Consider the following 23,459-nt stretch of genomic DNA (forward strand, 5'->3'; position numbering starts at 1 on the left):
CCTCCTTACGCGCTCAGTAATTGCTTCATGTCTTCTTCAACGGTGGTCACGGAACGCAGACCGAACTTCTCGTTGAGGATAGCCAGCAGATCCGGCGTGAAGAAGCCCGGCGCGGTCGGCCCGGTGACAATATTTTTCACGCCTAATGACAGCAGCGTCAGCAGAATAACGATCGCTTTCTGCTCAAACCAGGAGAGCACCAGCGATAGCGGCAGATCGTTGACGCCGCAGCCCAGTTTTTCCGCCAGCGTCACCGCCAGGATAATCGCGGAGTAAGCATCGTTACACTGACCGGCATCGACCAGACGCGGCAGCCCTTCGATGTCGCCGAACTCCAGTTTGTTGAAACGGTATTTACCGCACGCCAGGGTCAGGATCAGGCAGTCATCCGGCACGCTGGTGGCGAAATCGGTAAAGTAGTTACGCTCGCCGCGCGCGCCGTCACAGCCGCCGACCAGGAAGATGTGGCGCAGTTTTTCACGGCTGACCAGATCGATGAGCGTATCGGCAGCGCCGAGCAGGGTCTGACGACCAAAACCGACGGTGATGAGATGCGGAATTTCGCTATACGGGAAGCCCGCCATTTGCTGCGCCTGGGCAATGACCGGCCCGAAGTCATCGCCTTCAAGATGGCTAACGCCCGGCCAGCCGACGATGCTACGGGTCCAGATACGGTCGTCATAGCTGCCCACGGTCGGGTCGATAATGCAGTTAGAAGTCATCACGATTGGGCCAGGGAAGCGGGCGAACTCGACCTGCTGATTCTGCCAGCCGCTGCCGTAGTTACCGACCAGATGCTTGAATTTACGCAGTTCCGGATAGCCATGTGCGGGCAGCATTTCACCGTGAGTGTAGACGTTAACGCCGGTGCCTTCGGTCTGTTCCAGCAGGTTGTAGAGATCTTTCAGATCGTGACCGGAGATCAGAATGCACTTGCCTTCAGTCGCTTTGACGTTGACCTGAGTCGGCGTAGGGTGACCGTATTTGGTGGTTTCACCGGCGTCCAGAATGCTCATCACTTTGAAGTTCATCTGGCCGATTTCCATTGCGCACTCCAGCAGCGCGTTCATGTCAGCAGGCCAGGTGCCCAGCCAGGCCATGATTTTGTGGTACTGCGCGTAAATGTCGTTGTCGTATTGACCGAGAACGTGCGCGTGCTCCATATACGCCGCCGCGCCTTTCAGACCGTACAGGCACAGCAGACGCAGGCCGAGGATATTCTCGCCAATGGCGGCTTTGTCTTTATTCGGGGTAAATTCCGCCGCCTGACGTTGCAGTTCGCCCAGATCGTCGCTGACCAGTTGCAGATCGGCCATTGGATTGTCGCAATGCGCATTAGCATCCACGCTCAGGCACTGCGCTTTCAACGCTTCACGCAAGGCAATCGCTTCACGGGCGTAGCCGACGATACGCGGAGAGTCGAAGTTAACGTTGGTCAGCGTGGAGAAAAACGCGCGCGGCGCAAAGTTATCAACGTCGTGATTAATGATGCCATATTCACGGGCCTTCACCGCCCAGGCAGACAAACCTTGCAAAGCCGCAATCAGCAGATCCTGCAGATCGGACGTTTCAGCTGTTTTACCGCACATTCCCTGCGCGTAGGAGCAGCCGTTTCCGGCTGGTGTACGGATGGTTTGTTCACATTGCACACAAAACATGGTCACACCTTTTAAAGTTATATTTAATATACATGTTTAAGGTTATGCCTGTGAACAAAGGGATAAAAGGGATTTCTGCCATAATGTGCAAGGAGATTGATTTAGCGCAATTTTGGCGGCAGATGCCTACCGCCAAAGAGGTATCAGGCCGAGAAGAACGCCATTAAGAGGGGGACCAGCAGGCTGAGGATAAAGCCATGTACGATAGCCGCCGGAACAATCTCCACGCCGCCGGAGCGCTGTAATACCGGCAACGTAAAGTCCATTGAGGTCGCTCCGCACAGGCCCAACGCCGTTGAACGGCTGCGGCGAACCAGACCGGGAATAAGCATAATGGCCAAAAGTTCGCGGGCCAGATCGTTAAAAAATGCCGCGCTGCCGATAACCGGTCCAAACGCCTCCGTCAGCAAAATACCGGAAAGAGAGTACCAGCCGAAACCTGACGCCATCGCCAGGGCGGTTTTTAACGGTAAGTCCAGGATAAACGCATTAATCACGCCGCCCAGTAATGAGCTTGCCACGACAACGACCGCGACCATCATTCCCCGGCGGTTAAGCACAATTTGCTTTAAGGTCATGCCGCTATTTCGTAGCTGAATCCCCACCAGGAACAATAAAAAGATCAGCGTATATTCACTGGCTTCGGTGGCGTGCTGTAAAACAGAGAGTCCGCTCAGGCCGATAACAAACCCCAATACCACTACGCCGCACAGTTGCAGCGACTCCAGCGCCATGGCAATACGCGAAGGCAGTTTTTCCTGCTGATGATGGTGACGCCACGGGAGGATACGTTCCAGCCACAATAAGGCGGCGATATTACACAATAAAATAATCGTAATACTGACGGCGGAATAATGAAAAATCGCCACCAGATTACTGGCGAGGTTATCCAAAAACGCCAGGCTTATTCCCATAAAAAAGAGAATAAGGTACACGATCCAGCTCAGTAGCCGGTTAATAAGTTGTAATGCGGCTTTATGTCGCAGTGGAATGAGATAGCCCACAATCAGTGGAACCAGAATGATTAAAAGTCCTGAAAACATGAACAGCCGGGCCCTTTTTTATTGTTTGAATAGCGTACATGACACTACCGAATTCCAGACTATCAGTAAAGCGACACCGTCAGCCGTACATTTATCAGACAGTTGCCCCAGGCAAAGGGGGGAATATCACGCCAGGCGGAAGCATTTGCCGTTATACTGCGGTGAGTTTAATGGAGTGGTGACGTTTTTCTGGAGGAAGCATGATTCTCGAACGCGTTGAAATAGTAGGATTTCGCGGTATCAACCGACTGTCGTTGATGCTGGAGCAAAACAACGTGCTGATTGGGGAAAACGCCTGGGGCAAATCCAGCCTGCTGGATGCGCTGACTCTGTTATTGTCGCCGGAACTCGATCTCTACCATTTTGTCCGTGAGGATTTCTGGTTTCCGCCTGGCGACATAAAAGGACGCGAGCATCACCTGCATATTATTCTGACTTTTCGCGAAACGCAGCCAGGGCGGCATCGGGTACGTCGTTATAGAGCGCTGGAAGCATGCTGGTCGCCTTGCGAGGATGATTTTCACCGCATTTTTTATCGGCTAGAGGGCGAATGCGGCGCCGATGGCAGCGTGATGACGTTGCGCAGTTTTCTCAATAGCGATGGGCAGCCATTGCCGGTGGAAAATATTAACGATCAGGTGCGCCACCTGGTTCGTCTGATGCCAGTGCTACGTTTGCGCGATGCGCGCTTTATGCGACGTATTCGCAACGGCACGGTGCCCAATGTGCCGGATGTTGAAGTCACGGCCCGGCAACTGGATTTTCTGGCGCGTGAGCTGGCGACCCGGCCGCAAAATTTAACCGACGGGCAGATTCGTCAGGGACTGTCCGCGATGGTGCAACTGCTTGAACACTATTTCTCAGAGCAGGGCGCAGGACAGGCGCGTCACCGACTCATGCGCCGGCGTTCGCAAAATGAGCAGCGTAGCTGGCGCTATCTGGATATTATTAATCGGATGATCGACAAACCGGGCAGCCGGTCGCATCGGGTGATCCTGCTGGGGCTTTTCTCCACGCTGTTACAGGCGAAAGGGACGCTGCGGTTACATAAAGACGCGCGACCATTACTGCTGGTGGAAGATCCGGAAACCCGTTTACATCCCATTATGCTTTCAGTCGCCTGGCAATTGCTCAATCTGTTACCGCTACAGCGGATAGCGACAACCAACTCAGGCGAACTGCTTTCGCTAACGCCGGTGGAGCATGTCGTACGGCTGGTGCGCGAATCTTCCCGCGTCGCCGCCTGGCGTCTGGGCCCGGGCGGGTTAAGCGCGGAAGATGGACGGCGCATCGCCTTTCATATCCGCTTTAATCGCGCATCGTCGCTGTTTGCGCGTTGTTGGCTACTGGTGGAAGGCGAGACGGAAACCTGGGTTATTAATGAGCTGGCGCGTCAGTGTGGACATCATTTTGATGCGGAGGGCATTAAAGTCATTGAGTTTGCTCAGTCTGGCCTGAAACCGCTGGTGAAGTTCGCCCGCCGTATGGGAATCGAGTGGCATGTCCTGGTGGATGGCGACGAAGCGGGGAAAAAATATGCCGCGACGGTCCGCAGTCTGCTTAATAACGATCGGGAAGAAGAACGCGAACATCTCACGGCGCTGCCTGCGCTGGATATGGAACATTTTATGTATCGTCAGGGCTTTGCCGATGTTTTTCACCGGGTTGCGCAGCTTCCGCCTAATGTGCCGATGAATACCCGGAAAATTATCACTAAAGCTATCCACCGCTCGTCAAAGCCGGATTTGGCGATTGAAGTCGCGATGGAAGCCGGGCGGCGGGGAATTGACGCCGTGCCGCCGCTGTTCAGAAAGATGTTCTCGCGCGTGGTTTGGCTGGCGCGGGGCCGGGCGGATTAGCGTTTGAATGTGGCCGGAACCTGTTCGACGACGCTATCGAGTAATGCATAGCGGCGGCGATACTCGGCCCGTTTTTTACTGGCGATCTCCGCTTCGCTTTTTCGGGCGATCGCCAGCGGCAGCGTATAGTAATTCCCTTTAATTCTTTCACCGCCTAACGATTCCCAAAACGCGTCATAGTTGGCATGCATTTGCGTCTTTTTATCCATGTATCGCCAGCTACGATAAACGTGCGCATCGTTACTCACGGCTATAATCTTTTCTGCCTGAAAGACTTGCGCAAACTGACAGAGAGCCTCCATCACGATGCGTTTGGGAAAAAGACCATGGCAGGCTTTGGTCGCCTGCTGGATAATTTCGTGAGGGACGTCGTTTGCCGCGCCCTGTAATCCGCCGATAAATAGTGTGCGTTGTTGGTTAAAGCGACACAGGGTAAATGTGATCTCTGCCAGAATACGTAACTGTGCGTCGCGAACAACAATAGTGCTTTCACCTTCTTTATCCAGTGAGACCAGACTAACTAAATCAAGTTGAAACAACTCACCGGTTTTAGTTTCAAATTTAGCAAGATTCAGGCCATACTGACTTAAATAGCTAACTTGTTGTTCCCGCGATAAAAGTTGGCGCATCTGTTGATAATGAAAACACAGAGCGTCTAAGGCGAAATCGCGTTTAATATTTACAGCCATATAAGGACGATGTAGCCGAATAGGCAAACGCGGCTGACGAGCAAGTAACGTATTTAACTCCGGCCATTGGGTGAGATTGGTCAGTAATTGGCTGGTTGCACGCGGCATGACTAATGAGCGGATTAAAAACTTGCGACGAAAGCTGGCTTTACGCCAGAATTTTCCTGGCTGTAATTGCCCGCGCGTCAGACGAATAAATAATTGTAAAGGAGAGATGTAATCTGAAGTGTACCAGGTATTATCTGTAAGCTGTGTCATGATCGTAATCCGCGACATAAGATTGTCGAGATTGAACCACAGGAAACATTAACCAATCGTCAATACAGCCGGCGCTATCTTTATTGCGTCAGGTTTGTTTAGATACGGTTTACTTTCTGGTTAAAATTTTGCCGTCAGGGTTTCTATGCGTGCTAAGGGAAAGAAATTTAAAAAGCGTTATCTGGTCATTATTTTAATTCTTTTAGTGGGGGGGATGGTTAGCTGGCGAATGATAAATGCGCCGCTGCCAACTTATCAGACATTAATCGTGCGGCCAGGCGATCTTGAACAGAGTGTACTGGCGACTGGAAAACTGGACGCGTTGCGTAAAGTGGATGTCGGCGCGCAGGTGAGCGGCCAGTTGAAAACGCTGCTGGTCTCCATTGGCGATAACGTTAAAAAAGATCAGCTACTCGGCGTGATTGACCCAGATCAGGCGGAGAACCAGATAAAAGAGGTCGAGGCCACCCTGATGGAGCTGAACGCGGAGCGTCAGCAGGCAGCTGCTGAGTTAAAGCTGGCGCGGGTTACGCTGGCGCGCCAGCAGCAGTTAGCTAAGACTCAGGCGGTATCGCAACAGGATCTGGATACTGCGGCGACGGAGTTGGCGGTTAAACAGGCGCGTATTGGCACCATAGATGCCCAGATCAAACGTAATCGGGCCTCGTTGGACACCGCGAAAACCAACCTGGAATATACCCGTATTGTTGCCCCCATGGCGGGGGAAGTGACGCAAATCACTACCCTGCAAGGACAAACGGTGATTGCAGCTCAGCAGGCGCCCAATATTCTGACGCTGGCGGATATGAGCACCATGCTGGTAAAAGCGCAGGTCTCGGAAGCGGACGTGATCCATCTTCGGGCGGGGCAGAAAGCATGGTTCACCATTGCAGGCGATCCGCAAACGCGCTATGAAGGCGTTTTAAAAGATATTCTGCCGACGCCGGAAAAGATCAACGACGCTATTTTTTATTACGCCCGGTTTGAAGTGCCGAATCCCAAAAGAATCTTGCGTCTTGATATGACCGCACAGGTTTATATTCAACTCATGGATGTCAAAAATGTACTGATTATTCCTCTCGCCGCACTTGGCGAACCGGTGGGCGGCAATCGTTATAAAGTGGCGCTGTTGCGTAACGGCGAAAAACGTGAGCGCGAAGTGATCATTGGCGAGCGTAACGATACAGACGTGGAAGTGGTTAAAGGTCTGGAAGCGGGCGATGAGGTGATCATCGGCGAGAGCAGGCCAGGAGCGACGCCATGACGGCATTGCTTGAACTGTGCAATGTGAGTCGCAGCTACCCCTCCGGAGAAGAGCAGGTGGCGGTGTTGAAAGATATCTCCCTGCAAATCCACGCCGGGGAGATGGTGGCGATCGTCGGCGTTTCCGGTTCTGGAAAATCAACGCTGATGAATATCCTCGGGTGCCTGGATAAACCGACCAGCGGCACTTATCGGGTGGCGGGGCGGGACGTCTCGACGCTGGACCCGGACGCGCTGGCGCAGCTGCGGCGTGAGCATTTTGGCTTTATCTTTCAGCGCTACCATCTGTTGTCGCATTTAACGGCAGCGCAAAATGTTGAAATCCCCGCCGTCTACGCCGGCATTGAACGCAAAAAACGCCAGGCGCGCGCCAGAGAGTTGCTTTTGCGGCTGGGATTAAGCGATCGCGTCGATTACCCACCTTCACAGCTTTCTGGCGGACAGCAGCAGCGTGTCAGTATTGCCCGCGCGCTGATGAACGGCGGACAGGTGATTCTGGCGGATGAGCCGACCGGCGCGCTGGATAGCCATTCCGGCGAAGAGGTGATGGCGATTTTGCGCCAACTGCGCGATCGCGGACATACGGTGATCATTGTGACGCACGATCCGCTGATTGCCGCCCAGGCGGAGCGGATTATTGAAATTCACGATGGCAAGATTGTCCATAATCCGCCCGCGCAGGAAAAGAAACGCGAACAGGGCGTTGACGCTGCCGTAGTTAATACGGCTCCCGGCTGGCGGCAATTTGCCAGCAGCTTTCGCGAAGCGCTGTCAATGGCGTGGTTAGCGATGGCCGCTAACAAAATGCGTACTTTACTGACCATGCTGGGAATTATTATCGGTATTGCGTCGGTGGTGTCGATTGTGGTGGTCGGCGACGCCGCAAAACAGATGGTACTGGCGGATATCCGCGCTATGGGCACTAATACGATTGATATTCATCCAGGCAAAGATTTCGGCGACGACAACCCGCAGTATCGACAGGCGCTGAAATATGACGATCTGGTCGCTATTCAGAAACAGCCGTGGGTTAACTCTGCGACGCCCAGCGTTTCAAAGAGCTTACGTCTTCGCTATGGCAATATTGATATTGCCGTAAATGCTAATGGCGTCAGTGGCGATTATTTTAACGTTTACGGCATGTCCTTTAGGGAGGGGAACACCTTCAATGCTGTACAGCAACAGGATCGCGCGCAGGTGGTGGTGCTGGATGCCAACACGCGACGCCAGCTATTTCCAAATAAAGCGAATGTCGTAGGGGAAGTGGTGCTGGCGGGTAATATGCCGGTTATTGTTATTGGCGTGGCGGAAGAGAAACCGTCCATGTACGGCAATAGCAATCTGTTGCAAGTTTGGTTGCCCTATAGCACGATGTCAGATCGCATAATGGGTCAGTCATGGCTTAACTCGATCACCGTTCGTGTGAAAGATGGCGTTGATAGCGATCAGGCTGAACAGCAGCTTACCCGCCTGCTCACCTTACGCCACGGTAAAAAAGACTTCTTCACCTGGAATATGGACAGCGTCCTGAAAACGGCTGAAAAAACCACCTATACTCTTCAGTTATTTCTGACGCTGGTGGCCGTCATTTCGCTGGTTGTCGGCGGCATCGGCGTTATGAATATTATGCTGGTTTCCGTCACCGAGCGAACGCGTGAAATCGGCATCCGTATGGCGGTAGGCGCGCGCGCCAGCGATGTGCTACAGCAGTTTCTTATTGAAGCGGTGCTGGTTTGCCTGGTTGGTGGAGCGCTGGGGATTAGCTTGTCGATGTTCATCGCATTTATGCTACAGCTTTTCCTGCCCGGCTGGGAGATCGGTTTTTCACTGACTGCGCTGGCGAGCGCGTTTTTATGTTCGACATTTACCGGGATACTGTTTGGCTGGCTACCGGCGAGAAACGCGGCGCGACTGGACCCGGTGGATGCGCTGGCAAGGGAGTAATCTCGCTGACGTCATTTGTCGGCCTGATAAGATGCAACAGTGTCGCTATCAGGCACTGGCGTTAAATAAAAATGCCAGCCGATCGGGCTGGCATTTTGCCTCCTGGATGTACACAATGAGACAGAGGAGCTATGCAACGGCCTCTGCTTCGATGGGCACGATGACGCTGGCGTGATTGCCTTTTGGCCCCTGGTGGACATCAAACCGGACAGACTGTCCGGCTTTAAGCGTTCTGTAACCATCCATTTGAATGGTGGAATAATGGGCGAAAATATCCTCGCCGCCGCCTTCAGGGCAGATGAAACCAAACCCTTTGGCATTGTTGAACCACTTTACAGTACCCGTTTCCATGCTTCGACATCCTTCGTAAATCTTATATAAGTAAGATGGAATGAACCGGTGACGGAGTGGGGGCTGTTCAAAACCTCACCAACTCTCGACATTACAATTTAGAGAAATCAGGCGAGGCGTCAAGCATCAGGCAGGGGGGATCGGGTAAAAATGAATCAAAAATTTGAAGCAGTTAACGCTATTGCCGGGAATGTGACAGATGTCGCGGATGGTACTGATAGATGTTAGTTATCTATCAATTGAGGTAGATTGATTGTGTGCATAGACTCTGGTCAGCGGCAGATTTTCCTGCCGACAACCGTAACCGATAATGACGACTGACAATGGGTAAGACGAACGATTGGCTGGATTTTGACCAGTTGGTGGAGGATAGCGTGCGCGACGCGCTAAAACCGCCATCTATGTATAAAGTGATATTAGTCAATGATGACTACACTCCGATGGAGTTTGTTATTGACGTGTTACAAAAATTCTTTTCTTATGATGTAGAACGTGCAACGCAATTGATGCTTGCAGTTCACTATCAAGGCAAAGCTATCTGCGGCGTGTTTACCGCCGAGGTGGCGGAAACCAAAGTGGCGATGGTGAACAAGTATGCAAGGGAGAACGAGCATCCGTTGCTGTGTACGCTGGAAAAAGCCTGAATGCAGGTATAAAAATTGGGGGAGGTGCCTATGCTCAATCAAGAACTGGAACTCAGTTTAAACATGGCTTTCGCCAGAGCGCGCGAGCACCGTCATGAGTTTATGACCGTCGAGCATCTGTTGCTGGCGCTGCTCAGCAACCCATCGGCTCGCGAAGCGCTGGAAGCATGCTCCGTGGATCTGGTGGCGCTCCGTCAGGAACTCGAAGCCTTCATTGAACAAACCACACCCGTACTGCCTGCCAGTGAAGAAGAGCGTGATACGCAGCCGACGTTAAGTTTCCAGCGTGTCCTGCAACGTGCCGTCTTCCACGTTCAGTCTTCCGGGCGTAGTGAAGTGACTGGCGCGAATGTGCTGGTGGCTATCTTTAGCGAACAGGAATCACAGGCGGCTTATCTGCTGCGCAAGCATGAAGTGAGCCGTCTGGATATCGTGAACTTTATTTCTCACGGGACGCGAAAAGACGAACCGAGCCAATCTTCCGATCTCGGCAATCAGCCAACTGGCGACGAACAAGCTGGCGGGGAGGAACGTATGGAAAACTTCACGACGAATCTTAACCAACTTGCTCGCGTGGGCGGCATCGATCCGCTGATTGGTCGTGAAAAAGAACTGGAACGCGCGATCCAGGTCTTGTGTCGTCGCCGTAAAAATAACCCGTTGCTGGTAGGGGAATCCGGCGTCGGCAAAACGGCGATTGCCGAAGGGCTGGCCTGGCGTATCGTGCAGGGCGATGTGCCGGAAGTGATGGCCGATTGCACCATTTACTCGCTGGATATCGGTTCGCTGCTGGCGGGCACCAAATACCGCGGCGATTTTGAAAAACGGTTTAAGGCGTTGCTGAAACAGCTTGAGCAGGATACCAACAGCATCCTGTTTATCGATGAAATCCATACCATTATCGGCGCTGGCGCGGCGTCGGGCGGACAGGTGGATGCGGCAAATCTGATTAAACCGCTGCTTTCCAGCGGTAAGATCCGGGTGATCGGCTCAACGACCTATCAGGAATTCAGCAATATTTTTGAGAAAGACCGCGCATTAGCACGCCGTTTCCAGAAAATTGATATTACCGAGCCTTCGGTGGAAGAGACGGTGCAAATTATCAACGGCTTGAAACCTAAGTACGAAGCGCACCACGACGTGCGTTATACCGCGAAAGCGGTGCGTGCGGCGGTCGAGCTGGCGGTAAAATATATCAATGACCGCCATCTGCCGGATAAAGCCATTGACGTGATTGACGAAGCGGGCGCTCGGGCGCGTCTGATGCCGGTGAGCAAACGTAAGAAAACGGTCAACGTGGCGGATATTGAGTCCGTAGTGGCGCGAATTGCGCGAATTCCTGAAAAGAGCGTCTCGCAGAGCGATCGCGATACGCTGAAGAACCTGGGCGATCGTCTGAAAATGCTGGTCTTCGGCCAGGATAACGCGATTGAGGCGCTGACCGAAGCTATTAAGATGAGTCGTGCCGGTCTGGGCCATGAGCATAAACCTGTCGGCTCATTCTTGTTCGCCGGGCCAACTGGCGTAGGGAAAACTGAAGTTACGGTACAGCTTTCAAAAGCGCTGGGTATTGAGCTGTTGCGCTTCGATATGTCTGAATATATGGAGCGTCATACGGTGAGCCGTTTGATCGGCGCACCTCCGGGATACGTCGGTTTCGACCAGGGCGGGCTGCTGACGGATGCGGTGATTAAGCATCCTCATGCGGTGCTGTTGCTGGATGAGATCGAAAAAGCGCACCCGGATGTCTTTAACCTGCTGCTGCAGGTGATGGATAACGGTACGCTGACCGATAACAACGGCCGTAAGGCGGATTTCCGCAATGTGGTGCTGGTGATGACCACCAACGCCGGCGTGCGAGAAACCGAACGTAAATCTATTGGTCTTATTCATCAGGACAACAGTACCGATGCGATGGGCGAGATCAAGAAAGTGTTTACGCCGGAGTTCCGTAACCGTCTCGACAACATTATTTGGTTCGATCATCTGTCTGGCGAGGTGATTCATCAGGTTGTCGATAAGTTTATCGTCGAGTTGCAGGCTCAGTTGGATCAGAAAGGCGTCTCCCTGGAAGTCAGTCAGGAAGCGCGCGACTGGCTGGCGGAAAAGGGCTATGACCGGGCAATGGGCGCACGACCAATGGCACGTGTGATTCAGGATAACCTGAAAAAACCGCTGGCCAATGAGTTGCTGTTTGGATCGCTGGTTGACGGCGGACAGGTCACCGTCGCGCTGGATAAAGAGAAAAATGCGTTGACGTATGGCTTCCAGAGTGCGCAAAAGCACAAGCCGGAAGCCGCGCATTAATCTTCGTTTCACTGCCGTACAAACCGGGCCTTAGCGCCCGGTTTTTTTATGCCGGCTAATAGTTAGCCTGATGGCGTTGTGCTCGCGGTAGGCGGATAAGGCGCTTGTAAATTGCGTCATCATCCGGTAATCGACGGGTCAAATGCGAAAAAAAGCCCGCCCCGCTGTGTGAAAAGGGATGCTGAAGCCGCTGTTACCAATGCCAAAAAACTAATCCTCTTCTCTGAAAAGAGTAGTCTTACACTTAGCACAAAGAATTCTTCTGTGATTATCCCATACCTGTATCAAACCAACATCGCTGAATTTCTCGTGACCACAACTGTAGCAGGATATTTTACTCATATTGTGTTTTTTAATATATTCATCTTTGGTTGGAAGTTGCTTCCAGTAGCCTATCAGTCCGGGCATAACCTCTCCTTGAGTGGTTTATGTAATTTGCAAACCATGATAATAATTGCATAAGAAATAGTTAATTATGAAATTATTGCTTATCACATTTTCGAAAGCGAATGCTATTAGCATCACACTTTCTACGTTGTTATCAACGATAATGCTTTCGTACAGGTAGCTTAGCTGTTGGCAGTGCTATACCCCGTCCAATCATCCATCAGCGCCACCCGTTTAGGCCATAACGTCCCACGCTGATACGCTGCTTCAGCCTTATCTGCCAACTGGTGCGCCAACGCATGTTCAATAACCTCACGTGGGTAGTTGGTCGTTTCACCAGCCCACTCACGGAAAGTAGAACGGAAGCCATGCTGCGTTAAGTTGGTATATTCCATTCGCTTCAATACAGCCAATAACGACATATCAGAAAGTGTTTCAGCGCGAGGGGCAGGGAATACATGATTGTTATTTTTCAAACGCGGTAAGCCTTCTAATAAAGCAACGGCAGCATCAGACAGAGGAACTCGGTGCTTTTTTACTACCGAGAGATACTTATGCAAACTTTTCTAAAGCGTTTCAGGTAGGGGAGTGGGGCTGTTTTACACAATCTATAGTAAGTTTAGTGTAGCAACCAAAGGTCAAAAAACGAACCTTCATCAGGAAAATCACAGTAAAAACAATAGGTTTAGATACAAAAGCCAGTACTTTCGTACGAGCTCTTTCTTGAATATGGCGGTGAGGGGGGGATTGACTCGCTTTGCTCGCCCTTCGGGCAGCCCGTTCGCTGCGCGCCCGGTCTGTCCAACTGGCTGCGCCGCTACTCAGCCCATCCCTGGGCCTCGCCCCTTCGGGGCCAGAGCAAGCTCTGTTCAAAAACGCTCCCGGCGTTTTTGTGTCGAACCCCGGTCGGTGGTTCTCATCCCCCCTTGGTTTGGGGGATACATATAAGCAAAAAGCCCGTACTTCTGTACAGGCTCTCAACTTGAATATGGCGGTGAGGGGGGGATTGACTCGCTTTGCTCGCCCCTTCGGGGCAGCCCGTTCGCTGCGCGCCCGGTCTGTCCAACTGGCTGCGCCAGTTGTCGAACCCCGGTCGGTGGTTCTCATCCCCCCTTGGTTTGGGGGATACATATAAGCAAAAAGCCCGTACTTCTGTACAGGCTCTCAACTTGAAGATGGCGGTGAGGGGGGGATTCGAACCCCCGATACGTTGCCGTATACACACTTTCCAGGCGTGCTCCTTCAGCCACTCGGACACCTCACCATATTGTATTGCTGCCTGACCGCTTGGGGGGCAACGGGGCGCTACTATAGGGAGTTGCGCTAAAACGGTCAAGCAGAATTTACATATTCACTGTCGTTTGCTCATGCAATAGACATAATCCCCGCCCAAACTGGCGCGGGGAGGCAAATTAGCGCTGTGAATCCAACATTTCGTTGTTTTTCACCACATCCTGCGCTTTGCTGTAGCTTTCTATCAGCAGTTGATAGGCCGGGAATACCTGAGTATAAACGTCGGCCCACGCGGCTGCGTCTTCACGGTTCCAGGTGCCTTGCAGCTCAGAGGCGACTGCGGCAGTATCCATCGGTACGACGCCAGCCTGTACGATACGCGCCAGAGTGATTTCCTGCGCCATCTTACTGTAGGTGCCGGATGCGTCGATCACGGCAAATACCTTATAGCCTTCCGCTACCGCGCTAATGGCCGGGAATGCCATGCACACGCTGGTAATCGTCCCGGCAATGATCAGCGTCTTACGACCCGTCGCTTTTACCGCCTTAACGAAATCTTCGTTATCCCAGGCGTTAATTTCACCTTTGCGCGCAATGTACTGCGCATGTGGCGCATTAGCGTGGATCTCCGGGATCAGCGGGCCGTTCGGACCTTGCGGTACGGATGCCGTGGTAATGACCGGCATTTTCGCTAACGTCGCCATCTTCGCCAACGCCGCGGCGCGAGCGCGTAATTCCGGCATTGGCATATCGCCTACGGTCTGGAAAAGACCGCTTTGATGATCGATTAAAAGCATCACGGAATCGTTAACATCAATTACCGGGCGCAAACCATTAAAATTAGCAGGACTTGACATCGTGTTCTCCTTCATGTTTTCAGATTTGGCCAAAACGGCCGGAGTTGAAATCGCGGACTGCTTCTGCGATCTCTTGTTTCGTGTTCATAACAAATGGGCCGTAACCCACAATCGGTTCATTCAGCGGCTCGCCTGATAACAGCAATACGCTGGCGTCGCTGCTGGCCTCAAGGTGCAGCGTTTTCCCTTGCTGGCTCAATACCACCAGTTGCGCTTCGTTGACCGGCGTCGTGCCGTTCACCGTGATATTGCCTTTCAGTACCACCAGCGCGGCGCTCCATCCTTCCGGCTGTGCCAATGTAAGCTGGCGATTGCGTTGCAGGCGCATATCCCAGACATTGAGCGGCGAGAAAGTGTGCGCCGGGCCTTTTGTCTCTTCATAACGCCCTGCGATGACCCGCACGACTCCGGCGTTATCCGGCAACGTAACGGTCGGGATAACATCGTGGGTAATGCTTTGATAACCCGGGGTGGTCATTTTGTCCTTCATTGGAAGGTTAACCCACAACTGCACCATTTCCAGTTCGCCGCCCCGACGGGTAAACGCGTCGGAATGGAACTCTTCATGCAAAATGCCTGCGCCTGCGGTCATCCACTGAACGTCGCCCGGGCCGATAACGCCGCCGCGACCGGTAGAGTCCCGATGCTCGACTTCGCCACTATAAACAATCGTCACGGTCTCGAAACCGCGGTGTGGATGCTCTCCAACGCCGCGTTTTTCATTACCCGGCGTAAAGGTGTGCGGCCCGGCATAATCCAGCAGCAGGAAGGGACTCAACTGCTGCGCATGTGACTGATAAGAAAAGAGTGAACGAACCGGAAATCCATCGCCAACCCAGTGCGGGCGAGGTGCGGTATAGACGCCTGTAATCTGTTTCATGGTGTTCTCCTCAGTGGCGTTGTCTTGATGTGAATAAGCTTATATTCATGACAAAATGTTCGGTAGTGGCTAAAATAGCTCATACCGTTCCATTAATAGGACAATGTAATGATAAAAACGGATCTCAATGATTTTGCGTGGTTTGTGCATGTGGTCGAAGAGGGTGGGTTTGCCGCGGCGGGGCGTGCGCTTGATGAACCAAAATCAAAACTGAGCCGGCGTATTGCGCAACTGGAGGAACGGCTGGGCGTGCGATTGATTCAGCGAACCACCCGGCAGTTTAACGTTACCGAAGTGGGGCAAACATTCTATGAGCACTGTAAAGCGATGCTGGTGGAAGCTCAGGCGGCGCAGGATGCCATTGCCGCATTGCAGGTAGAGCCTCGCGGTATCGTGAAGCTAACCTGCCCGGTGACGCTGCTGCATGTACACATCGGCCCAATGCTGGCGAAGTTTATGGCGCGTTATCCTGATGTTTCGCTACAGCTTGAAGCGACCAATCGTCGGGTGGACGTCGTAGGGGAGGGGGTGGATGTGGCGATTCGCGTCAGGCCGCGCCCGTTTGAAGATAGCGACCTGGTGATGCGCGTCCTGGCTGACAGAGGGCATCGCCTGTTTGCCAGCCCGGATCTTATCGCACGGATGGGAATCCCTTCCGCGCCGGCGGAGTTGAGCCATTGGCCAGGGCTAAGTCTTGCATCCGGCAAGCATATCCACCGCTGGGAACTTTACGGCCCGCAGGGCGCGCGTGCGGAAGTCCATTTTACCCCGCGTATGATTACCACCGACATGTTGGCGCTACGCGAGGCGGCGATGGCGGGCGTGGGGCTTGTGCAGTTACCTGTCTTAATGGTGAAAGAACAACTGGCCGCCGGTGAACTGGTCGCGGTGCTGGAAGAGTGGGAGCCCCGGCGGGAGGTTATTCATGCTGTGTTCCCATCCCGGCGAGGATTATTACCTTCCGTACGCGCGTTGGTCGATTTTTTGACGGAAGAGTATGCGCGCATGGTGGAAGAGTAACCTGCTCGTCATTCATCGACTTAATGGGCGCAAAAAAGGCCGGTTAAACCGACCTTTTATCCAGCCGCCCATCAGGGCGTGAGGAGACAATTAGCGACTACGGAAGACAATGCGGCCTTTGCTCAGGTCGTACGGGGTCAGCTCAACGGTCACTTTGTCGCCCGTCAGGATGCGGATGTAGTTCTTACGCATTTTACCGGAGATGTGTGCAGTAACCACGTGACCGTTTTCTAACTCTACGCGGAACATGGTATTAGGTAACGTTTCGAGAACGGTACCTTGCATTTCAATATTGTCTTCTTTGGCCATCTAATCCTCTGGGGTATCACTACCATAATTTGAACCGGCAAGATAATGCCGAACTTCTTTTGATAAGTAAAGATTTGTGCGTTTAAAACACAGCAAACCAGGTTTAGCACATGATTCCGCGACACACGACAACGCCGCGTTATACACCTTTTCCCTGATACTACCGCCTGATGTATCGACATAAGCGCAACATATAAGGGAACGGTGAAATAAACGATGGGCGTTACCTGACAACGGGCTGCGGGATAATGAGCTAAACCAATTCTGCGGCAGCAATTATAACACCCCAATAAAAAATGTGCCGAAAACATTCACTTCCGGGGCAAAAATAATGTCCGCGGCACCCAAAAACGGGAGGCCAGCGGCTGTTGGCGTAAGGCCGCGAGGTGATCGAGGTAGTCACGACGTGGAATTTCAATTGCGCCGAGCGAGGCGGTATGACTATTAAGTACCTGACAATCAATAAGTTTACCGCCGTGACGGATAAATTCAGCGCAAAAAACCAGCAGTGCGGTTTTAGAGGCATTCTCCTGGCGGCTAAACATCGATTCGCCGCAAAATAGCGCCCCCTGCGAGACGCCATACATCCCGCCGACCAGTTCCTGATCGCGCCACACTTCAATGGAGTGCGCGTGGCCCAATTCATGTAATCGGCGATAGGCTTCCTCAATACCACGCGTTATCCAGGTGCCTTCGTCACGGTGATTGGCGCATCCATCAATGACCCGATCGAAAGCGTAATTGAGCGTCACGCGGTAAGGGGATGCGTTGTGAAAGCGCCTCATGCTGCGACTGAGGTGAAACTTTTCAGGCCACAGCACGGCGCGCGGATCGGGCGACCACCACAGAATCGGGTCGCCCGGCGAAAACCACGGGAAAATCCCGTGCTGGTAGGCCATTAACAACCGGGCAGGGCTGAGATCGCCGCCCAGCGCCAGTAAACCGTTAGGCTCGCGTAAAGCGCCTTCCGGCGAAGGGAAGGCGATAGAATGTCGGGAAAGCTGAACCAGACGCATGACGGCGAAACTCCAGTACGCAAGTCGGATCGTTCAATAATAGCTTACAGACGTTGTTTAAACTGATAATAGCGCCCTTGTCCGGCTAACAATTCTGCATGAGTGCCTCGCTCAATGATGCGCCCGTCGTCCATTACGATGATTTGATCAAAACGGGCCAGACCGCGCAAACGGTGCGTCACCATCAGGACGGTTTTTTCGCGCATCACATCGGCAAGTAATTCCAGCATTTCGCTCTCGGTGGTCGCATCCAGCCCCTCAGTAGGCTCATCCAACAGCATTAACGGGGCATTGTGCAACAGCGCGCGGGCGATGGCCAGACGACGAAGTTCACCGCCGGATAGCAGGCGACCGCCTTCGCCGAGCCAGCTATTAAGCCCACTATCTTCGAGCAGATTTTCGAGGCCGACGCGACGCAGCATGTCGGAAAGGGCTTCGTCGCTGGCATTGGGCGCCGCCAGTAATAAATTATCACGCAGCGTGGCGCTGAACAGGTGGACACGCTGGGGCACCACGCTGATAGTCCGGCGTAAGGCGGACTCGCTCAGCGAGGATAGCGGAAGATCGTTGAGCAGAATTTCGCCTTGTTGCGGGTCCCAGGCGCGGGTGAGTAGCTGCAACAGCGTTGATTTTCCGCAGCCGGTACGCCCCAGAATAGCGACATGCTCGCCAGGATTAGCCTGTAATGAGAGGGCATTGAGCGCATTAATCGGCTGGTCGGGATAACGAAACGAAACGTCCCGCAGGGTGAGTGTGACCTTTTCCGGCGCGGGAGTTTCTGCCTGCGGAAAGGTCACCTCCGGTTTTTGCTCCGTTAATTCAGTGATACGAAGCGCAGAGGCGATAACCTGCCCCAGATGCTGGAATGCGCCGGTAACGGGCGCAAGCGCCTCGAAAGCCGCCAGCGCGCAAAAGACAAACAGCGCGATGAGCGCGCCGGGCTGCGTATTGCCGCCAACGCCGCCGGAGGCCATCCACAACATTAACATCACCGCCAGCGCGCCAATCAGCAGCATTAACGCCTGCGATAAGGCGGTCAGTTCAGACTGTCGGCGTTGGGCCTCATGCCATTGTAATTCGGTGGCTTCCATTTGCGCCCGATAGCGTTTGCTGGCGCCAAAAATGGTGAGTTCCGCCTGGCCCTGTAACCATGACGTGAGCTGCTGGCGATACTGACCTCGTAGATGCGTCAGATTTTGGCCGGTATTTTTGCCGGCGCGATAAAACACCGGCGGCATAATAAACAGCGTCAACAGCATAATGCCGCCCAGCGTGATCGCCAGCGTCACGTCGAGAACGCTAAGCCCCAGGGTGACAATCATAATCACTACAAAAGCGCCGACCAGCGGGGAGATGACGCGCAAATAGAGATGGTCCAGCGTGTCGACGTCGGCAACGATGCGGTTCAGCAGTTCACCTTGCTGATAACGCGCCAGACCCGCGGGGGAGAGTGGTAGAAGTTTGCTAAAGGTATAAATACGCAGATGTTGCAGTACGCGGAACGTGGCGTCATGACTTACCAGACGTTCAAAATAACGACCAGCGGTACGGGTAATGGCCGCGCCGCGCACGCCGGCTGCCGGGAGCATATAGTTAAAACTGTAAATTCCCGCGAAGCCTGCGATAGCGGACGCGGACAGGAACCAGCCGGAAAGCGTCAGCAGCCCGATACTGGCAAGCAGTGTCAGGATTGCCAGCGCAATTCCCAGCGTTAGCATCCATTTATGGCGTTTATAAAGCGTCAGATAAGGGAGTAGCGCGCGCATTTAAATATCCTCCTGACGGTGAGCCAATAACGTCGCAAAAGCGCCGTTGGCGGCGCTAAGTTCGGCATAACTGCCTTGTTCGACAATCGCGCCATCTTGCATAACCCAGATAGCGTCCCAGTCGGCGAGATCTTCCAACTGATGCGTCACCATTAATGTGGTCTGGCGTTTTGACGCCGCTTTTAACGCCTGCATGACGCGTTGCTCGCTGTGAGCGTCCAGGCTTGCCGCCGGTTCATCCAGCAGTAGCAGTTGACAGGGATTAAGTAGCGCGCGGGCGACCGCTACACGCTGTGCCTGGCCGACGGAAAGTCTGCTGGCATGATTGCCGAGCGGGGTGTCTACTCCCTGCGGCAGCAGCGGTAAAAACTCGCTTACCCATGCGGCGTCAAGCGCGGCATAAAGTTCCTGCTCGCTGGCGTCCGGGCGCGCCAGTAATACATTTTCGCGTAGCGTCGCTGCAGGTAATTGCGGGTTTTGTCCGACCCAGGAGAGATGCTGGCGCCAGGATTCCGGCGAGAGATCGCGAAGCTCGACACCGTTAATACGCAAAGAGCCCTGATAGGAGAGAAAACCGGATAATACATTCAACAGAGAGCTTTTACCGGAACCGCTGCGTCCTACCAGGACGGCGCGTTCTCCTGCCGCTAATGAGAAATTCAGCGGCCCGGCAAGCGTTTTGCCTTCTGGCGAGGTGATAATAAGATTGACTGCGTCAATGGTTACAGGTTCGTTTTCCGCCAGCTCAACTTCGCCGCGCGCCGGGTGGGCGAGGGGTGTTTCCAGAAACGTCTTCAGACTATCCGCCGCGCCAACCGCCTGCGCCTTAGCATGGTAAAACGTGCCGAGGTCGCGTAATGGCTGGAAAAACTCCGGCGCGAGGATCAAGGCGAGGAACCCAGCGGCGAGCGTCACACCGGTACCGTAATGACCAAAGTTCAGCTCGCCCAGGTAAGAGAAGCCAAAATAAACGGCGACCAGCGCAATAGAAAGCGAGGTGAAAAACTCCAGCACGCCGGAAGATAAAAAGGCGAGGCGCAGCACTTCCATCGTGCGCTGACGAAAATCCTGCGATGCTGCGCGAATGCTCTCGGTTTCCGCTTCTCCACGACCGAAAATTCGCAGCGTTTCCATCCCGCGCAGACGGTCAAGAAAATGGCCGCTTAGCCGGGCAAGCGCCAGGAAATTGCGGCGGTTGGCGTCAGCCGCGCCCATCCCCACCATCGCCATAAATAGGGGAATGAGCGGGGCGGTGCCCAGCAGAATCAGCGCCGCCGCCCAGTTTGACGGGAAAATCGCCGCCACGATTAAGAGCGGTACGCAAACGGCAAGCGCCATTTGCGGCAGATAGCGCGCATAATAGTCATGCATATCGTCAATCTGTTCTAACACCAGCGTCGCCCAGCTACCGGCGGGCTTGCCCTGAATCCAGGCTGGGCCGGCTTGCTGCAGACGATCCAACACCTGACGGCGGATCTCAAAGCGAATATGTTGTCCGGCATGAAAACCGACGCGCTCGCGCAACCACACCACCCAGGCGCGGAGGACAAAGATCAGTATCAGCAGGATAAAAGGGAGCAACAGCGCTTCCCGTGGAATGTTCTCCATGATCATATGTTGCAGGATACGCGCCATGATCCAGGCCTGAGCGACAATTAATACGCCACTCATGAACCCCAACAGGCGGGAAATATTCAACCACCGTTGGGAGATTACGCTTTGCTGTTTTAACCAGCGGGTCAGCTCTTTTTGACGGGTTTTATTCATTGCACGCTTAGCAGGTGAGTTATTGGAATTTCAGGCAGGGCAATGTTACAACGACGCAAAAATAAAGGCGACTTATAGTCGCCTTTTTTACTTTTGTTACTGATTTGTAAAAACTATTTACTCGCGTCGGCCAGACCATCGAGATAGCGTTCAGCATCCAGCGCCGCCATACAACCCGTGCCTGCAGAGGTGATCGCCTGACGGTAAATATGATCCATGACGTCACCCGCCGCGAATACGCCAGGGATGCTGGTTTGTGTGGCGTTGCCATGGGTGCCGGACTGAACTTTGATATAACCATTTTCCAGCTCAAGCTGGCCTTCGAAGAGCGCCGTGTTTGGGCTATGACCGATGGCTACGAAAAGTCCGGCGATGTCCAGCGTCTCGATATTATCGCTCTGCTGCGTGTCGCGAAGGCGCAGACCGGTGACGCCCATCTGATCGCCGGTCACTTCTTCCAGCGTCCGGTTGGTGTGCAGAATGATATTGCCATTTTCAACTTTATCCATCAGGCGCTTAATGAGGATTTTTTCAGCGCGGAAACCGTCACGGCGATGGATAAGGTGCACTTCCGAAGCGATGTTGGACAGATAAAGCGCTTCTTCAACCGCGGTGTTGCCGCCGCCGATCACCGCCACTTTCTGATTGCGGTAGAAGAAACCGTCGCAGGTTGCGCAGGCGGAAACGCCGCGCCCTTTAAAGGCTTCTTCCGATGGCAGCCCCAGATAGCGCGCGGAAGCGCCGGTCGCAATGATCAACGCATCACAAGTGTACTCTGCGCTGTCACCTGTCAGACGGAACGGACGATTTTGCAGATCCACGTTGTTGATGTGATCAAAGATTATCTCAGTTTCAAATTTTGCCGCATGCTCATGCATGCGTTCCATCAGCAGCGGGCCGGTCAAATCGTTTGGATCGCCGGGCCAGTTTTCCACTTCCGTCGTGGTAGTCAGTTGACCGCCTTTTTCCATACCGGTAATAAGTACGGGCTGTAAATTTGCGCGCGCGGCATACACCGCTGCGGTATATCCCGCCGGTCCTGAGCCCAGAATAAGCAGCTTACTGTGTTTGGTCGTGCCCATGAGATCCCCATAGTTGTTGGCAGACAATGAGCAGAATTGTAGGGAATTTACAGACGTAAAAAAAGAGCATAACGATTTTGTTAACAATATGTGTAATAGCATGAACCGATGAACGACCGCGGCAGCGACGTTATCATCACAAACTTTAATTAAAATCGGTAACTTATAAGGTGACGAAATGACAGTTTACCGCCCTCTCTAATGAATAACTGGCATGTTGTACTAAAAATCGATGTTTTGCTTTGACAATCACCTGCTGTTTTGCGAAAACATTCGAGGAAGAAAAAAACTGTGTTATGTATGTGCTGCATAATCATGCATGTAAATACCATGTTTACCGGGCTAGTGAAATCTACGCATGGCGTGGACAGACGCCATTCGTGATGTCGATAGCTGCCGTGAGGCAACGGACTTCTCACCATAGACCAGGCATTGCGCGCCGTTAATCCCTCTGGGTTTCGGTCTATTGTGATGGGCAGCGACTCTGAACAGTGATGTGAGTAGAGTCAGGCAGGAGTAGGGAAGGAATACAGAGAGACAATAATAATGGTAGATAGCAAGAAGCGCCCTGGCAAAGATCTCGACCGTATCGATCGTAACATTCTTAATGAACTGCAAAAGGATGGGCGTATTTCCAACGTCGAGCTTTCTAAACGAGTAGGACTTTCGCCGACACCTTGCCTTGAGCGTGTGCGTCGGCTGGAGCGACAGGGGTTTATCCAGGGCTATACGGCGCTGTTGAACCCGCATTATCTGGATGCGTCACTTCTGGTATTCGTTGAGATTACCTTAAATCGCGGCGCGCCGGATGTGTTTGAACAGTTTAATGCCGCCGTGCAAAAGCTTGAAGAGATTCAGGAGTGTCATTTGGTTTCCGGCGATTTCGACTACCTGTTGAAAACCCGTGTACCGGATATGTCAGCGTATCGAAAACTATTGGGAGAGACGTTACTGCGCTTGCCAGGTGTGAACGACACCCGAACTTACGTAGTGATGGAAGAGGTAAAACAGAGTAATCGTCTGGTTATTAAGACACGCTAACACGGAACAGGTGCAAAATCGCTGTAGTTTGATTACACTCCTGTTAATCCATACAGCAACAGTGCCGGGGCAACCCGGTGCTGTT

General features: G+C 53.1%; 20 protein-coding genes, 1 tRNA gene and 1 pseudogene. 8 read left to right on the forward strand and 14 right to left on the reverse strand.

Annotation, left to right across the window (positions count from 1 at the left end):
- Nucleotides 1-5: 5 nt before the first annotated feature.
- Both hcp and NA197_RS17405 read right to left on the reverse strand, forming a co-directional pair.
- On the reverse strand, nucleotides 6-1,658 hold the full coding sequence (hcp, locus tag NA197_RS17400) for a hydroxylamine reductase (protein ID WP_000458785.1): 1,653 nt from the start codon (nucleotides 1,656-1,658) through the stop codon (nucleotides 6-8).
- Between the two features lie 143 nt (nucleotides 1,659-1,801).
- On the reverse strand, nucleotides 1,802-2,701 hold the full coding sequence (locus tag NA197_RS17405; RefSeq protein ID WP_000491117.1) for a lysine exporter LysO family protein: 900 nt from the start codon (nucleotides 2,699-2,701) through the stop codon (nucleotides 1,802-1,804).
- Nucleotides 2,702-2,901: 200 nt separating this feature from the next.
- Between NA197_RS17405 and NA197_RS17410 the strand changes: the two genes are divergently transcribed.
- Nucleotides 2,902-4,560, forward strand: a complete 1,659-nt coding sequence (locus NA197_RS17410) for an ATP-dependent endonuclease (RefSeq protein ID WP_000599770.1) — start codon at nucleotides 2,902-2,904, stop codon at nucleotides 4,558-4,560.
- Here the strand turns inward: NA197_RS17410 and NA197_RS17415 are convergent.
- The gene (locus tag NA197_RS17415) at nucleotides 4,557-5,507 is read right to left on the reverse strand and encodes a VirK/YbjX family protein (protein ID WP_064043298.1); all 951 of its coding nucleotides are present in this window, start codon (nucleotides 5,505-5,507) and stop codon (nucleotides 4,557-4,559) included. The two genes, NA197_RS17410 and NA197_RS17415, sit on opposite strands and share 4 nt — an antisense overlap.
- 145 nt (nucleotides 5,508-5,652) lie before the next feature.
- On the opposite strand from NA197_RS17415, the gene macA reads away from it, so the two are divergent.
- Together macA and macB are read left to right on the forward strand one after the other, a co-directional pair.
- A complete protein-coding gene (gene macA, locus NA197_RS17420) occupies nucleotides 5,653-6,771 on the forward strand; it encodes a macrolide transporter subunit MacA (RefSeq protein WP_023227176.1) in 1,119 nt (372 codons plus the stop codon).
- Nucleotides 6,768-8,714 (forward strand): macrolide ABC transporter ATP-binding protein/permease MacB, encoded by a 1,947-nt coding sequence (gene macB, locus NA197_RS17425; protein ID WP_000125877.1) that lies wholly within the window; start codon nucleotides 6,768-6,770, stop codon nucleotides 8,712-8,714. The genes macA and macB overlap by 4 nt, the downstream gene beginning before the upstream one ends.
- Nucleotides 8,715-8,843: 129 nt before the next feature.
- Here the strand turns inward: macB and cspD are convergent, their stop codons facing one another.
- The gene (gene cspD / locus NA197_RS17430) at nucleotides 8,844-9,065 is read right to left on the reverse strand and encodes a cold shock-like protein CspD (RefSeq protein WP_000447499.1); all 222 of its coding nucleotides are present in this window, start codon (nucleotides 9,063-9,065) and stop codon (nucleotides 8,844-8,846) included.
- A gap of 150 nt (nucleotides 9,066-9,215) precedes the next feature.
- On the opposite strand from cspD, the gene NA197_RS17435 reads away from it, so the two are divergent.
- From NA197_RS17435 to clpA, 3 genes are all read left to right on the forward strand, one after another.
- On the forward strand, nucleotides 9,216-9,293 hold the full coding sequence (locus tag NA197_RS17435; RefSeq protein ID WP_212742690.1) for a hypothetical protein: 78 nt from the start codon (nucleotides 9,216-9,218) through the stop codon (nucleotides 9,291-9,293).
- Nucleotides 9,294-9,388: 95 nt separating this feature from the next.
- Entirely contained in the window at nucleotides 9,389-9,709 is a 321-nt protein-coding gene (gene clpS / locus NA197_RS17440) for an ATP-dependent Clp protease adapter ClpS (protein WP_000520789.1), read from the forward strand.
- A 30-nt stretch (nucleotides 9,710-9,739) separates the two neighbouring features.
- Complete coding sequence (gene clpA / locus NA197_RS17445) at nucleotides 9,740-12,016, forward strand: ATP-dependent Clp protease ATP-binding subunit ClpA (protein WP_000934064.1); 2,277 nt, start codon at nucleotides 9,740-9,742, stop codon at nucleotides 12,014-12,016.
- A 210-nt stretch (nucleotides 12,017-12,226) separates the two neighbouring features.
- On the opposite strand, the gene NA197_RS17450 is transcribed toward clpA, so the two are convergent.
- The 5 genes and pseudogenes from NA197_RS17450 to NA197_RS17470 form a co-directional block, all read right to left on the reverse strand.
- Nucleotides 12,227-12,424: a hypothetical protein gene (locus NA197_RS17450; RefSeq protein ID WP_001117984.1), complete on the reverse strand. Its 198-nt coding sequence runs from the start codon at nucleotides 12,422-12,424 to the stop codon at nucleotides 12,227-12,229.
- Between the two features lie 161 nt (nucleotides 12,425-12,585).
- A pseudogene (locus tag NA197_RS17455) lies at nucleotides 12,586-12,939 on the reverse strand (tyrosine-type recombinase/integrase); the annotation flags it as partial.
- Nucleotides 12,940-13,579: 640 nt separating this feature from the next.
- Nucleotides 13,580-13,667 (reverse strand) — tRNA-Ser (locus NA197_RS17460).
- A 148-nt stretch (nucleotides 13,668-13,815) separates the two neighbouring features.
- Nucleotides 13,816-14,493 carry a hydrolase gene (locus NA197_RS17465; protein WP_000097893.1) on the reverse strand — a complete coding sequence of 226 codons (678 nt, stop codon included), beginning with the start codon at nucleotides 14,491-14,493 and terminating at the stop codon, nucleotides 13,816-13,818.
- Between the two features lie 19 nt (nucleotides 14,494-14,512).
- Nucleotides 14,513-15,373 carry a pirin family protein gene (locus NA197_RS17470; RefSeq protein ID WP_064043420.1) on the reverse strand — a complete coding sequence of 287 codons (861 nt, stop codon included), beginning with the start codon at nucleotides 15,371-15,373 and terminating at the stop codon, nucleotides 14,513-14,515.
- A 108-nt stretch (nucleotides 15,374-15,481) separates the two neighbouring features.
- Here NA197_RS17470 and NA197_RS17475 point away from each other — a divergent pair, with 108 nt between their 5' ends.
- A complete protein-coding gene (locus tag NA197_RS17475) occupies nucleotides 15,482-16,393 on the forward strand; it encodes a LysR family transcriptional regulator (protein WP_000597928.1) in 912 nt (303 codons plus the stop codon).
- 90 nt (nucleotides 16,394-16,483) lie between these two features.
- Here NA197_RS17475 and infA read toward each other — a convergent pair whose 3' ends face one another.
- From infA to trxB, 5 genes are all read right to left on the reverse strand, one after another.
- A complete protein-coding gene (gene infA, locus NA197_RS17480) occupies nucleotides 16,484-16,702 on the reverse strand; it encodes a translation initiation factor IF-1 (protein ID WP_001040187.1) in 219 nt (72 codons plus the stop codon).
- Between the two features lie 311 nt (nucleotides 16,703-17,013).
- Nucleotides 17,014-17,718: a leucyl/phenylalanyl-tRNA--protein transferase gene (gene aat / locus NA197_RS17485; RefSeq protein WP_061382937.1), complete on the reverse strand. Its 705-nt coding sequence runs from the start codon at nucleotides 17,716-17,718 to the stop codon at nucleotides 17,014-17,016.
- Between the two features lie 44 nt (nucleotides 17,719-17,762).
- Nucleotides 17,763-19,484 (reverse strand): heme ABC transporter ATP-binding protein/permease CydC, encoded by a 1,722-nt coding sequence (gene cydC, locus NA197_RS17490; RefSeq protein ID WP_064043421.1) that lies wholly within the window; start codon nucleotides 19,482-19,484, stop codon nucleotides 17,763-17,765.
- Nucleotides 19,485-21,251, reverse strand: coding sequence for a heme ABC transporter permease/ATP-binding protein CydD (gene cydD, locus NA197_RS17495; RefSeq protein ID WP_017465599.1), 1,767 nt, complete (start codon nucleotides 21,249-21,251; stop codon nucleotides 19,485-19,487).
- Nucleotides 21,252-21,364: 113 nt separating this feature from the next.
- On the reverse strand, nucleotides 21,365-22,333 hold the full coding sequence (gene trxB, locus NA197_RS17500; protein ID WP_000537407.1) for a thioredoxin-disulfide reductase: 969 nt from the start codon (nucleotides 22,331-22,333) through the stop codon (nucleotides 21,365-21,367).
- A gap of 546 nt (nucleotides 22,334-22,879) precedes the next feature.
- On the opposite strand from trxB, the gene lrp reads away from it, so the two are divergent.
- A complete protein-coding gene (lrp, locus tag NA197_RS17505; protein WP_000228469.1) occupies nucleotides 22,880-23,374 on the forward strand; it encodes a leucine-responsive transcriptional regulator Lrp in 495 nt (164 codons plus the stop codon).
- Nucleotides 23,375-23,459: the final 85 nt, after the last annotated feature.

Source organism: Salmonella sp. NW884 (assembly GCF_051700745.1).
GTDB classification, from domain to species: Bacteria; Pseudomonadota; Gammaproteobacteria; order Enterobacterales; family Enterobacteriaceae; genus Salmonella; species Salmonella enterica.